Below are 14,011 nucleotides of genomic sequence, written 5' to 3' on the forward strand. Positions count from 1 at the left end.
GCGTTTCCGTCAACGCATGACGAATTTATGTCGAATTGATGTCGAAAGTGAACGCGATTGAAGATGATGATAGGCAATAGACGGAGATGTTACAGCAGATGACGGAGCCTTTTTATGTTGGTTTTGAGGCCCGTCCTTGAGCCCAAAAATTTTGTTATATCAGGAAGTTTAATTTTTGATTATTAGCGCCAGGAAATTGCGGGAAGACACGTTGGAGCGCGGTATCTCCGACGCGCATGTGCTTTTCTGCCAGCGTCGCTAATACGGTGCGAAAGTCTGTGGTGATTGCCAGGTCGCGACCTTCGTTGAGAGATTTGTCATCGATGCCAGGCCAGTTGCCGTATATCGTGCGGCCACGTACATTGCCGCCGAGCAGCCACATCACATTGCCGTGTCCATGGTCGGTTCCACCATTGCCGTTCTCGCGGAAGGTTCGGCCAAATTCCGACATGACGACGATCACGGTGTCGTTAAAGGCTGGACCGAGTTCTGTCGCGAGCGTGGTTAAGCCATCGGCCAAAGGGCGCAGTCTGTTGGCTAACTGGCCCGTACCGTTACCTTGATTGGCGTGCGTATCCCATCCGCCCACGGCGACAAAGCCAAGCCGGATCGCGGGGTTGCTGCGCATAAGACGGCCTAGTCTTGTCGTATCAATGGAGAGTCCGTTTGGAAGTGGCGCACCGTTATTGGCGGCGCGTTGTTCCGTGCTATTCAGGTCCATCATCATTTCCTTACGCGCTGCAAGGCCATCCCGAAATGCTTTTCCTAACGTTGGATCCTGTTGATATAACGCGTTGAAGGCAAGATTGACGTCCGGTTTGTCGATCTGCGTTGGTCGGGTGGCATCGCGCCCGGTCGGCATATTGGCGACGACGGCACGGCCGGTCAGGATGCGTGGTATCGACTCGCCTAGTGTCAGTGCTTGCATGGGCGCTTCTTTGGGCGGCATAGTGCCCAGCAGGCGATTCATCCAGCCGTCGTGTGTGTTGTGTTGACCGGGTGTACCGGTTTCCATATAGTCCTGCGCCTCAAAATGCGAACGCGACATATCGGGCGAGCCGGATGCATGAATGAACGCCAGTTGGCCGTTATCCCAATAAGGCTTGAGCGGTTGCAATGCCGGATGAAGCCCGAAATATCCGGTTAAATCGATTGCACCATTGTTGTCGCCAGGACGTGCCACTGCGATGGTAGGGCGGGCCTGATAATAATGCTGGTCGCCATGCGGTACAACAACATTAAGGCCATCCACCGCTCCGCGTAAAAAAACTACAACCATGCGCGGCGTGCCGTCACCCGCCAGACGGTCACGCTTCGGCGGTGTGCCGTAGGCGAGTGGTGCCGGTTCTCGATTGCTCTTTTGCAGGTTAGCGGTATTTGGCTTGTTGGGCGGCGCAACGACACAACCGGACAATCCGATCGGAATCAGAATCGCACCGCTGCCGACGATGCCAAGTTGACTAATGCTGCGGATAAAATCGCGGCGTTTCATGATTTACCTCCTCATAAAATCGGGGCTACCCAGAATCATGCTGGCTTGCAAGTTGGCGGGTGCGGTTGTGATGGTATCGATGCTGCGTTGATCGAGTAACGGCGACAGTGTTTTTATCAACTGCTGCGGGTCTAATGGGACTGCATTAGAAGGTGGTCCGGGCGGCGGTGGCGGAAATCCAATCGGCGATTTGCCATTACCAAGGCTGCTGACAAAATTGATTCGGCGTAATAGCGCATCCGGATTGAGCCACGCTTCTTCGGAAAATTTATACCCTTCCGGCGTCAGCCAACCATATAAAGGTTGACCCAATTGATTCAACGCGTTATCAACCGGCCTGACATTCATGACCGGAATGTCACTGGCCCGCAAAGCGGAAACGATGTACTGATAAGGTGTCTTGAACTGGGTTTGATAATTGGCACGAGACCAAAATTGCTGGCTATCAAATAAGGTGTGCAGCACCGCTTTGATATCCCCATTGGTGCTCAGGAACCGCTGCGCCAGCTTTTCAACTAATGCCGGATCGGGTTTGTCGCTAACAAAATATTGGACTAATTTGGTGGAAATAAACCGTGCCGTGGCAGGTTGCCGCGCTACGATGTCAAGCGCTTGCTCACCTTCCTGTTCACCGTCCTGACCGGCGAGTCCTTTGATGGTCTGACCGAGAAAAATTTTGTCACCGGTGTCATGGCGGCGTGGATTGAAAATGAAGGTGGGCTGGTCTGAACTGTAGCCGCCACTGGAGCTGTTATTGGCTCCATTTTTCATGTCTTTTACATCAATAGTCCAGCCACTCAAAATGCGTGCTAATGCAATCACGTCGGCTTGGGTATAGCCACCATTGATACCTAGTGTATGCAGTTCGAGTAATTCACGTCCATAGTTTTCGTTTAAACCTTTAAATCGACCGCGGGCCTCCGGCGTATTGACGCCACTACTCAACCAGTTATCGAGGTAATACAGCATGGCTGGATGATGCGCCACCGATCCTAACAATTGCCTGAAATTACCCAATGCATTGGGACGCAACACATTTTTTTCATACTCGCCGTTCCAGTAGCGAACCCATTCTTTACCTTCAAAAACATTGAAGTGGTTGAACCAGAATTCGGTCATGATTTCCTGCAACTGACGCGGGCTTTCAGTCGCCTCCCATAATCGGGCCTGATGCGCTTGCAATGTGATTTCTTTGTTGGCGCGCTGACGTGCCTGATTTTTCTCTTCCGGGGTTGCAGTATTGGGGGGGAAAGAGGGCGGGCCGTATTGTTGATAAAGCTGCGTGGTGCTGAGTTGATAGGTAGGAAGGCTAGCCAACTGGTCGATTAGCGTTTGGGGAAGCGGAATACGTTCGGGATTTAATTGCAGGTCAATGTAGCGTTTTACGCCCATTTTTTTGATTGCATCCACATCACCCGGACGTGGACCATACGCCAGACGATTCAACACATGCAGTGCTTTTTCGTTTTCCCATAACGGTGCGGTGGACGACGGCGTGGGAGCAATGGTTGGAGCGAGTGGGGGAGTGAAGTCGGGAGTGCGTGTCGGTGATGCTGGCGCAGCAATCGCGCTGAGCGGATTCAGTGTGCCGAGTCCTACGCTGAACAAAAATGAGATCGTAACCAATGGCAAGTTGAAGCGAGATTTTTGAATGGTCGGCAACATCTTATTCCGCTTAAGGTGAAGAAGCTCGTTGTGACTACACCAGCTAATTGCGATGGTGACCGTGGTTCTTCAGAGGATAACGTGGCGATTGCTTTTTGGTAGACAAACTCTGTGTAACAGTGTGTAAGCCAAGGTTTGTAGAATGGGTTGTGCGAACCACGAAGTATGAAACCAGAGACAAAGAACGTAAATAATTAAGAGGTTCGCGCTTTGTAACTGAGCGGTCCTAGATGACTTTCCCGGGATTCATTAGATTGAGTGGGTCTAATGCTTGTTTAATTGTTTTCATCAAGGAAATTTCTACCGGTGATTTGTAACGTAGTAACTCCTCACGCTTTAGGACGCCGATGCCATGTTCCGCTGAAATTGAACCCCCAAATTTGTGTACGCTGTCGTGTACGACAAGATTGATATTGGATTGTTGCGCGAGGAACAGGTCAGCGGAATAGCCGATGGCTGGTGAAACGTTGTAATGTAAATTTCCGTCGCCCAAATGGCCGAAAGTGACATTGCGGCATGCGGGAAAATGTTGCTGTAACAGGGCGTCGGTGACCGTAATGAATTCAGCAATACGCGAAATCGGCAAAGAGATGTCATGTTTGATGTTTTTGCCTTCTTTAGCTTGCGCCGATGAGATACTTTCTCGCCAGTTCCATAATGTTTTTGACTGCGCGGAAGAGGACGCCAGGACAGCATCCTGACAAATGTCGTGTTCCAGAGCGCTCGCCAGTAAGGATTCCAGCAAGGCGCTGGCATGGGCTTCTGATTCGCTGTCGGATAGTTCAAGCAGTACATAGTGCGGATGGTGCATCGAGAATGGAAAAGTCAGGTGCGGCATGTGTTTGGCTACCAATTGTAAACACAGATCGGACATTAATTCGAAACCGGTTAGCGTGGCTCCGCAATGGCCTTGCGCTAAGGTCAGCAGACGTAAAGCTTGAACTGGCGTTTGTAACGCAACCAGTGCGGTTAATTGCGATTTTGGCAATGGAAATATTTTCATTACTGCAGCAGTAATAATCCCAAGTGTGCCTTCAGCTCCTATAAATAGGTCACGTAAATCATAGCCGGTGTTATCTTTACGCAAGCCGCGTAGCCCCTCCATGATGTCGCCCTGTGCGGTCACGACTTCGAGTCCCAGGCATAACTCACGCGTGTTGCCATAGCGCAAAACAGCCGTGCCGCCTGCATTCGTTGCGAGATTGCCGCCAATGGTGCAACTGCCTTCGGCAGCTAACGATAAGGGGAGCAAACGCTCGGCTGCGAATGCGGCATCTTGCACGTGCTGCAAGATGCAACCCGCTTCTACGGTGATGGTATGGTTGACCGGATCGACTGATCGAATCCGGCTAAGGCGCGTCAGCGATAACACAATCGCGACGCCGCTGGTGTCGGGAACACTGCCTAAAACGAGTCCGGTATTGCCGCCTTGCGGAACGAGCGGTACGTTGTATTGATTGCACAGGCGCACAATTGCCGCGACCTCGGCAGTATTACCCGGCTTGACTACCGCTATTGCCTGACCTGTGAAGCGTTGACGCTGGTCTGTCAAATAAGACGCCTTGTCATCGTTGGCGGTCAGCACGTAAGCGTCACCGATGGTTTTTTTACAGGCGTTTATAAAGTCAGCTGAGTTGGTCATGTCTGGATGATTGTGAAACCGCGTGTGGGAATGAAGTTACGTCGATCGGGATCGGGAAGCTTTTTCGATGGCTGCTTTGGCGAGCGCTTTCGCCACTTTTTTGTAGGGCTGCAAATACATGATCGAGCAAACAAAAAAGAGGCAGGTCAACGCCACTTCGGCCCATCCCAGCATCGCCGAGAGATGATTGCTGTCGCTGGTAGCGCGCACGATGCCCTCTGCAAAGTAAATCAGAATGAGCATGGACGACCATTGCATCGTGTAGATATCGCGCTTCAGAATGCCACGTAAGGGGAGCAAAAGTGGGATAACCTTCAATACCATCCATGATCCACCCGGGCGCAACGGTGCTAAAAATAATTCCCAGGCAACACACAGAGCGATCAGAATCAGCAACGTACCGGAAGTGCCGAAGTAAAACCACTGGCATGGACGTAGTTGTGCAGAAGTTTGGGCTTCGACCATGGTTGCCCCGGCTGGGTTGGTGATGAGGTTATTTTCGGCGTCTTTTTTGACGTCTTTTTTGACTTCTTTCCTCGCGTCTTTTGTCATGTCATGCTCCTTGCAGTTTGCGCGCGGTCTCAGCCAGGCGACTACCTTGCGCGATTGCCAAAATACGGCTTTCCGCCGAAATGGGCTGATTGCCATTCATTCCCGCCCAGTGGCTGGCACCGTAAGGTGTGCCGCCGCTACTGGTGGTCATCAATTCCGGCAGCGTATAAGGCAGACCCATCATCAACATACCGTGATGAAATAGCGGTGTCATCATGGACATCAATGTGGTTTCCTGGCCACCATGCAGACTGCCTGTGGACGTGAATACGCAACCCGGTTTGCCGGCTAAAGCACCGCCGAGCCATTGGGCGCTGGTACCATCCCAAAAATATTTCATGGCCGACGCCATGTTGCCAAACCGTGTTGGTGAGCCTAGTGCCAATCCGGCGCATTGCTCCAGATCCATTAATTCAACGTAAGGCGCACCTTGCTCCGGAATGCTTGATTCGGTCGCTTCGGTGACAGTGGACACCGCTGGTACCGTGCGCAAACGGGCTTCGCAGCCCGGTGTTGCGTCAATACCTTGCGCGATTAATTCGGCAAGTTTTCTGGTTGCGCCATGGCGCGAGTAATACAAAACCAGAATGACGATTTTGCGGTTGATACTGTGGGATGTGTGGGTTGAGCTCATAGGTTGGTATTATAGGGCGCTTTATCAATACTTTACGCTGACCGATAGCGCTTGTAAGCATCTAAAAATGCGTCCGACTTTGCTGTCGTGCTGTAAAGGTCACAACAAAAATATGTTTCCATTTAAATTTTCCCACTTGCGCGGTTTGTCATTGGATGAGTTGCGCGACTTATTTCGTTTTGCGGGTCGCCGCCTGAGCGAGGAGCGTTTACCGCAAGTTGCCAGTAGTTTGACGTTTATGACTATTTTGGCGTTGGTTCCCATGCTGACCATTGCGTTGGCAATTTTCACCGCTTTTCCGCTCTTTAGTACCTTCCGTGCATCGCTGGAAGCATACTTCGTGCATAACCTGATGCCTAAGGGGATTGCCAATACAATTTTGAGTAACCTGAATCAGTTTGCCAGCAAATCTGCAAGCCTGTCGGCAGTCGGTGGTGTTGCCCTTATTGTGACAACCGGTATGACGATGTCGACCGTAGATCAGGTTTTCAATAGCATCTGGAGGGTCAAAACCCAGCGTCCCTTTATTCAACGGGCGCTTGTATATTGGGCGCTAGTAACATTAGGACCATTGCTGATCGGTATCTCGATTACGGCTACCTCCTATCTGACAGAAGCCACCAACGGTCTGGTCATCAGCTGGTTAGGAAAATGGTTTTACACAGTGGTATCGGTTTCTTTGACGACAGCGGCATTCACCTTATTGTATGTAGTTGTACCGAATCGGTTCGTCAATTGGCGCGATGCGGTGTGGGGCGGACTCTTCGCGGGGATAGCCATTGAAGTTGCTAAACGGATTTTTGCTGCATATGTGATCAAATTCCCGACTTATACGATCATTTACGGTGCGTTGGCAGCATTGCCAATTTTTCTGCTATGGATTTATATGCTATGGATGATCACGCTGGTCGGCGCGCTGGTAGTGGCGGCGCTACCGGTGATCAAGCACGAACGATGGTGGCACGTGCCGACGCCCGGCAGCGCGTTTGTTGATGCCATGGCGGTTTTGCAGGTATTGCATGAGGCTAGAATAGCGAATAGCTCTTCTGCAGTGAGTGCAACTCAGATTCGACGTGCGACGCGATTAGGTTTTGATGAGTCGGAAAATTTGTTGCAACAAATGCTCGAGGCAGGATGGGTCGGGCGGATTAGCAAAGCGCTGCCAAAACGCTTGCGCTGGAACCGTCATGCGTTGTCGCACCTGGATCAGTGGACCTTACTGGCTAATCCTGATAGCTTAAAATTAGCGGAGATCTATCGCCTGTTCGTCTTCAATACTGCTTCGTATGCCGTTGATGCGCCACCGTTGGCGAAGCGGGTAGAAGAAACGATTGAGTTGGGATTGGACCAGTCTTTGGCGCGTTATTTTGGTCAATCCTCGCAAGAGTCGTTGTAACTCCTTCCTACAGAACTTACCCAGATATTCTAAAAAGACGTCTAAAAGTAACCGCATGAAAGAAAAAGCGCCCCAAAAAAGGGGCGCTTTTGCATTCGGCCAAAAAGGTCAACCAAAAAAATTATCTACAAAATCATCTTAAGTACATGCTTTGCCATGATCAGCGTGGTTACCGGCGGCTTTCGCTGCGGCTTCCGTCATATACGAACCTGCTTTAGTTGTTCCGTACCATTTGGAACCGGAGCAATGATAGGTCTTGGAGCTGGCATTTACCCAGACTTTACCAGCGCCACCACCTGCGGCTGGGGTCGCCGCCGGAAGGGCGGGCGTTTTCATGGGAGATGCTGCAGCGGCTGCGACGGCGGGCGCTGGTGCGGCAGGTGCGGCAGCCATTGCGGCAGGGCTGTCAGCAGCCTTCACATACCAATCTTTGACTCCCCCATGTTTTGAGCAAGCGCCCTTTTTTGTGGCGCCCGAAGAGTAGGAGCCATCTTTGCACATTCCAGAAGTACCGGCTGGCGCGGCAGCAGGCGCAGTTTGGGCGAACCCACTGGCAGCAAAGGTTAATCCTGCGGTCAAAGTGATCATCGCGAGCGTAATTTTCATCGTGTTTCTCCAAAAGATGTTTGAATATCATTCAAAATACAATTTCCACATGGATTACATTGAGAGTCGTGCTACCTGCTTGTTTTCTTAGTGCTTAGACGTCGAATGTGTCATTAACGCGTATTAACTGACCAACGTATAACGTGGCGTGCAGCTTTGATGTCGATAGCGTTGTGTGCCTGACCATTAACGCTTGATTACGTTTTTTCGAGGACCGATACTGCTAAAAAGTAAAATGTATTCTTTTACCGGAGAAATAATAATCCTTTCTTGCAGGGAATGTTGAAATAAAATAAATATATTTAGAAAGTTACTTTGCCAGTCAGCATTTGACCGTACATCACCCAATCACCAATGAATGAATAGAGCGGATAGCGAAACGTCGCTGGCCGGTTCTTTTCGATGAAGAAGTGGCCGATCCACGCAAAGCCATATCCACTCAGAACGCCGCTCAATAGCCACCATCCATTTCCGGTAAACAGGAGGGCGATGAACGATAAAAGGGCGAAGGTCGATCCAATAAAGTGCAATCGGCGACAAATGCGGTTAGCGTGTTGGTTAAGATACATGGGATAGAACTGCGCAAAGGAGGCAAAATTTTCTTTCTTGCCCTCCGTATCCTTTATATATTTAGGCATGTAGAACTCCCTTCAGAAGCCTTATGGGCGTGAAATGTTTTCAATGCCATAACAAAATACATCAACTCAGTTTTGATACAGCTTGTTAGGGGGGCAGAAATTTATTCTAGCCAGTCGATGCCAGTTGCGAAATGAAATAATTCATCGAGCACGGCATCCGGTTGCTCTGCCATTAGCGCATGTCCGCTGTCTATCAGCGCGACTTTCGCATGCGGAATGTTGCTGATGATGGTTTTCGCCGCTTTGGGCGGCGTCATGGCATCGCGTTTTCCTAATAGAAACAGGGCTGGACAGCGGATTGCCGAAGCTGCAGCATCGCCATGCTGATAAGTATTGCAGGTCATGAAATCAGTATAAAAAACGGTGTCTCCGCTGCGTATATTTTCTGTGCTCGGCAGATCCGTCGCTTTGGCGACATTGCGTTCATCGCGTGTTGCGATGTGTTCCATTAAGCGCTGGCTGCCGCCCAAAACATAGAAACCGGGACCGGGGTTGGACGGTTTCTGGACAAAACTCGCATGCGACCACTTGTTGACCATTGCGATGGCTGTCGGCTGGTCACTATTCGCCGCTTCCAGCAACACTTCGGATACTTTCATCGGATAGGCGCTTGCGACCATGGCGATGCCGCCGATCAAGACCGACGAAGGTGTTCGGCCGGCGGTTTCCAATGCAATGAGCGAACCCATGCTGTGTCCGACTAATAGCGCCTTGGTGACATTGGCGGCCTTGAGCAGAGCCAAAAGCCAGTCGGACATCGACTCAACGGTTGTTAGTGGCGCGCCCTGACTTCGTCCGTGTCCTGGCAAATCAACCGCAAGCACGCTAAATCCGTGGTGAGCAAAATAGCGGGTTTGTAAAATCCAGACCGAATGATCGTTTTGTGCCCCGTGAATGAACACCGCGGTCGGTAATGTAGCGTCAAACGGTTTGCCGCCCGTGTAGCAATAAGCATCATGCCCCTGAACATTTATCAGCATTTCAAGCTCCCGTATTCGGTTGAATTGAGGTTCGGTGCGCGGCTTTCAAGCCGTAAGCCAGATCCTCTATCAGATCGTCGACATTCTCTAGTCCGACAGATAATCTGAGTGTGCCTTCGCCAATCCCGGATGCGGCCAGCTGGTCACTTGGTACGCGGAAATGGGTGGTTGATGCAGGATGGATTACCAATGACTTGGCATCACCGACGTTGGCCAGGTGGGAAAATATTTTTAATGACTCCACCATGCGGCGACCCGCAGCGCGATCACCCTTCAGGTTGAAGGAAAATACTGCGCCGCAGCCTTTCGGGAGAAGTTCTTTCGCCAGCGCATAATCGGGATGGGATGAAAGTTCGGGATAGGCGACCGACTCTACGGCGTCTTGCCGTGTTAAAAATTCGACCACTTTGCGCGTGTTTGCGACATGCTTTTCCATTCTTAAGGCGAGCGTCTCTACGCCTTGCAATATGGCAAAAGCATTGTGCGGACTCATGGCTGCGCCGAAGTCACGCAAACCTTCGCGGCGGGCGCGCAGAGAGAACGGCGCGACCGTTGACTCTTCCGAAAATACCATGCCGTGAAAACCGTCGTAGGGTGCGCAAAGTTCGGCGAAATGGCCAGTCTTTTCGTATGCTTGTTGCCAGTCAAAGGTGCCCCCATCTACCAGCAGACCGCCAATAGCGGTGCCATGACCGCAAAGAAATTTGGTCGCCGAGTGAAAAACCAGATCGGCTCCATGGTCGAACGGGCGCAGCAAATAGGGTGTGGTGAAGGTTGAATCGACCAACAATGGCAGATAGTGCTCGTGTGCGATTGCGGCTACTCGCCCAATATCGAGTACGTCTAGGCCTGGATTACCCAGAGTCTCACCAAATAATACCTTTGTATTTGGTTGGATCGCGGCGCGCCAGGCATCCAGATCGCGTGGATCGACGAAGGTGGTATCGATGCCGAAACGTTTCATGGTGTATGCCAGCAGGTTATGCGAACCGCCGTACAGGGCACGGGATGCGACGACGTGTGATCCTGCGCCAGCAATGGTTGCTAGTCCAAGGTGTAGTGCTGCCTGACCGCTGGCGACCGCAATTCCTGCAACTCCACCTTCGAGCGCTGCGATGCGCTCTTCCAAAACGGCATTGGTAGGGTTCGAAATGCGTGAATAAACGTGTCCTGCACGTTCCATATTAAATAATGAGGCAGCGTGATCTGAGTCTTTGAAGACGAAGGCGGAGCTGAGATAAATCGGTGTCGCTCTAGCCCCGGTAGTGGGATCCGGGATAGCGCCCGCGTGGAGTGATAAGGTATCAAAACCAGGGGATGTTGGCTTGCTCATGACGACGATTTCTCCTATTAATCTGTTTGTTTTATTATTGAACCCGGAACGTTTTTCTTAAGGCGTATTTCCAGTGCTTCAGTCAGTGCTAGATTTTTCGACGGGCTTACGCTACATTCAAGGCATCTGAAGGTTTTAGTGAGTCGAAGCAAAAAGTAGCTAAGCGAATACATTTTTTGATTTTTTTGTGTCAATTGCCCCAATATTGGGACTATTTGATAATAAGATCAGTCAAAAATGAAACTTTCGGAGGCTTTTTCTACCGGCTGCAGAGATTCGCAGGTTTCTCAATACAAGCATAACAAGCAAAGGCAGGATGACCCAATGAAAGTTTCTGAAATACTCAAAGTCAAAGGCAACATCCTCTATACGGTGACACCGGAGACACCGCTACTAGAGGCGACTAACACGATGGCCGAAAAGGACATCGGTTCGCTCGTGGTGATGGAATTCGGCACGTTGGTGGGGATGCTGACGTTTCGCGAAGTGCTGAAAGCAATCCATGAAAATGGCGGCGAAGTTGGGACCAATACCGTGCGAAAGCACATGGATGACAGCCCGATCACGATCACACCCGACACGGAGGTGAATGAAGTGCGCCGTATTATGCTAGAGCGTCATGCGCGCTATGTTCCCGTAATGGATGCGAATACATTGCTGGGTGTTATGTCATTTTATGATGTCGCAAAGGCGGTGCTGGATGCGCAAGGTTTTGAAAACAAGATGCTCAAAGCTTACATTCGGGATTGGCCAATCAGTACGCCGTCACCGGATGATTGATCGGTCAGCATGGTTCTTAATATGACATTGCCGCACTTATGTGCCTATTTCAGTTAAGAATGGTCGAGCATGAGAAAAAAACCGTTAGTGGCAAACATTCGCTGCTGACGGTTTTTTTGTATCTATGATGGGTTGCCGGGATTCTGAATATACTGGGAGCGCTGGAGAGTCACTAAGAATTGGTGACGAATATTAAACGCCTTGCACCATCAACAGGCGATACGTCTGGAAGGTAAAGCTAAGGCAAAAAAACATCAATTAGAACGTTGATTCAAACGTAAATTCAAACGTAAATCCAAACTTAGAGAAAGCGCCTATTTCTCAATCTAATGGAGCCCACGTACAATTGTCGACGTCATCATTTTCATAGTGTAATTTTCGCTTATTGATCGCCCATGCAACCATCAAACCGACCAAATCAATTTTCTCTGCTGCGCCAAAGCCGTTTTGCACCGTTTTTCTGGACGCAGTTTTTTGGTGCTTTCAATGATAATGTCTTTAAGACAGCGTTGCTGACGATTCTGACTTATGACGCACTAAGCTGGACTAGCGTGGATCCCGGGTTTTTAAATAATCTCATCCCTGGATTGTTTATTTTGCCGTTTTTGCTGTTTTCGGCTACCTCCGGCCAGTTCGCAGACAAATTTGAAAAGTCCCGTATCGCACGCCTTGTAAAAGTGTTTGAAATCGCCATTATGGCGTTGGCAGCATACGGCTGGATGACGCGTAACCTATGGATTTTAGTCGGCGCGATAGTTGGTATGGGATTACATTCGACGGTATTTGGTCCCGTCAAATACGCTTATTTGCCACAACAATTAAAAAAAGACGAGCTAGTCGGCGGTAATGGCGTCATTGAGATGGGTACCTTTGTGGGTATTCTTGTCGGCGAAATTCTTGGCGCGGTGCTGGTTGTTCATCAATCCTGGGGCATCGAGCTCGTAGCGGGCGGCACAATTTTGATTGCAATCGTCGGTTGGCTTTTTAGTCGCCGGATTCCACTCACGCCAGCACCAGAACCGGACCTGATCATTAATTGGAATCCAATTACCGAAACAGTTCGGAATTTGCGTTTTTCCCATCAAAATCGTCCTGTATTTCTGGCGATGATGGGCAACTCATGGTTCTGGTTTTACGGTGCGATTATGTTGGCGCAATTTCCGCTGTATGCCAAAAATTATTTGCACGGAGATCATAGTGTTTTTGTTTTATTGCTGACAGTATTTTCGCTCGGCGTCGGTGGTGGCTCGCTGCTGTGTGAACGGCTTTCCGGCCACAAGGTCGAAATCGGGTTGGTCCCCTTCGGGTCGATTGGATTATCGGTGTTTGGTTTTGATCTGTTTCTTGCCAGTCAGGGATATACGAATACGAGTTCGGTTGATTTCATTGGGTTTTTCGCACAGCAGAGCAGCATACGCATCTTGTTTGATTGCCTGATGATAGGATTGTTTGGCGGTTTTTATATCGTCCCGCTGTTTGCGGTGATTCAGACGCGGTGTGATCCAGCGCATTTATCGCGCACGATAGCCGGGATGAATATCATGAACGCTTTGTTTATGGTGGTCGCCGCTTTACTGGCGATGGTGCTGCTAAAAATGGGACTCACGATTCCGCGAATTTTTATGGTCACAGCGATTCTTAACGCTGTCGTTGCTGGCTACATTTTTTCGGTAGTACCAGAATATCTGGTGCGTTTCCTGGCGTGGATATTGATCCATACGATACATCGCGTACGCACTGTTGATATCAGTAGAATTCCAGAGGACGGCGCAGCGGTATTGGTCTGCAACCATGTTAGTTTTGTGGATGCCATTGTGATCATGGCAGCCAGCCCGCGGCCGATTCGGTTTGTGATGGATCATCGAATTTTTAAAATGCCGGTTCTCGCGTGGCTGTTTAGAAATAGTAAAGCGATCCCAATCGCATCTGCGAAAGAAGATTCGGTGTTGATGGAAAAAGGCTTTGCCGATATTGCCAGGGCACTTGAGGATGGCGACCTGATCTGTATCTTCCCTGAAGGTAAATTGACGACTGACGGCCATATCAATGCGTTTCGCGGTGGGATCAGTAAAATTATCGAACGCACGCCTGTTCCTGTCATTCCGATGGCTTTGCGCGGATTGTGGGGCAGTATGTGGACACATGGCAACGGTAATCCTTTTGGGCGCTCGTTTAAACGTGGCCCGTTGTCGGTGCTTGAGCTGGCAGTAGGAAAGGCCGTTATGCCAGCTGATGCGACACCTGAATATCTTCAGCAACAAGTCCAGAATTTGCGGGGTGCGTGGAAGTGACG

General features: G+C 50.2%; 12 protein-coding genes. 3 read left to right on the forward strand and 9 right to left on the reverse strand.

The genetic code is table 11. The annotated features are described in order from the left end of the window. Window positions 1-154: 154 nt before the first annotated feature. The 5 genes from QN379_RS10585 to wrbA all read right to left on the reverse strand — a co-directional run bounded on the left by QN379_RS10585 (window position 155) and on the right by wrbA (window position 5,985). Complete coding sequence (locus QN379_RS10585; RefSeq protein ID WP_322232565.1) at window positions 155-1,492, reverse strand: DUF1501 domain-containing protein; 1,338 nt, start codon at window positions 1,490-1,492, stop codon at window positions 155-157. 3 nt (window positions 1,493-1,495) lie between these two features. Continuing rightward, complete coding sequence (locus tag QN379_RS10590) at window positions 1,496-3,157, reverse strand: DUF1800 domain-containing protein (RefSeq protein WP_323506628.1); 1,662 nt, start codon at window positions 3,155-3,157, stop codon at window positions 1,496-1,498. 226 nt (window positions 3,158-3,383) lie between these two features. Then, on the reverse strand, window positions 3,384-4,799 hold the full coding sequence (locus tag QN379_RS10595; RefSeq protein ID WP_322232563.1) for an FAD-binding oxidoreductase: 1,416 nt from the start codon (window positions 4,797-4,799) through the stop codon (window positions 3,384-3,386). Window positions 4,800-4,835: 36 nt separating this feature from the next. Then, window positions 4,836-5,264, reverse strand: coding sequence for a DUF2069 domain-containing protein (locus QN379_RS10600; protein ID WP_322240165.1), 429 nt, complete (start codon window positions 5,262-5,264; stop codon window positions 4,836-4,838). 88 nt (window positions 5,265-5,352) lie between these two features. Beyond that, on the reverse strand, window positions 5,353-5,985 hold the full coding sequence (gene wrbA / locus QN379_RS10605) for an NAD(P)H:quinone oxidoreductase (protein WP_322232562.1): 633 nt from the start codon (window positions 5,983-5,985) through the stop codon (window positions 5,353-5,355). 112 nt (window positions 5,986-6,097) lie between these two features. On the opposite strand from wrbA, the gene QN379_RS10610 reads away from it, so the two are divergent. Beyond that, window positions 6,098-7,381 carry a YihY family inner membrane protein gene (locus QN379_RS10610; protein ID WP_322232561.1) on the forward strand — a complete coding sequence of 428 codons (1,284 nt, stop codon included), beginning with the start codon at window positions 6,098-6,100 and terminating at the stop codon, window positions 7,379-7,381. A 138-nt stretch (window positions 7,382-7,519) separates the two neighbouring features. On the opposite strand, the gene QN379_RS10615 is transcribed toward QN379_RS10610, so the two are convergent. The 4 genes from QN379_RS10615 to QN379_RS10630 form a co-directional block, all read right to left on the reverse strand. Next, window positions 7,520-7,987 (reverse strand): DUF3761 domain-containing protein, encoded by a 468-nt coding sequence (locus tag QN379_RS10615; RefSeq protein WP_323506629.1) that lies wholly within the window; start codon window positions 7,985-7,987, stop codon window positions 7,520-7,522. Window positions 7,988-8,289: 302 nt separating this feature from the next. Next, a complete protein-coding gene (locus tag QN379_RS10620) occupies window positions 8,290-8,625 on the reverse strand; it encodes a DUF962 domain-containing protein (RefSeq protein WP_323506630.1) in 336 nt (111 codons plus the stop codon). Between the two features lie 101 nt (window positions 8,626-8,726). Further along, window positions 8,727-9,605: an alpha/beta hydrolase gene (locus QN379_RS10625; protein ID WP_323506631.1), complete on the reverse strand. Its 879-nt coding sequence runs from the start codon at window positions 9,603-9,605 to the stop codon at window positions 8,727-8,729. 1 nt (window position 9,606) lies between these two features. Next, on the reverse strand, window positions 9,607-10,938 hold the full coding sequence (locus QN379_RS10630; protein ID WP_322232557.1) for an O-acetylhomoserine aminocarboxypropyltransferase: 1,332 nt from the start codon (window positions 10,936-10,938) through the stop codon (window positions 9,607-9,609). A gap of 324 nt (window positions 10,939-11,262) precedes the next feature. On the opposite strand from QN379_RS10630, the gene QN379_RS10635 reads away from it, so the two are divergent. After that, window positions 11,263-11,718 (forward strand): CBS domain-containing protein, encoded by a 456-nt coding sequence (locus QN379_RS10635; protein WP_322232556.1) that lies wholly within the window; start codon window positions 11,263-11,265, stop codon window positions 11,716-11,718. Between the two features lie 395 nt (window positions 11,719-12,113). After that, window positions 12,114-14,009, forward strand: a complete 1,896-nt coding sequence (locus tag QN379_RS10640) for an MFS transporter (RefSeq protein WP_323506632.1) — start codon at window positions 12,114-12,116, stop codon at window positions 14,007-14,009. Window positions 14,010-14,011 lie beyond the last annotated feature (2 nt).

This window comes from Glaciimonas sp. Gout2, from assembly GCF_035018905.1.
Lineage (GTDB): Bacteria > Pseudomonadota > Gammaproteobacteria > Burkholderiales > Burkholderiaceae_D > Glaciimonas.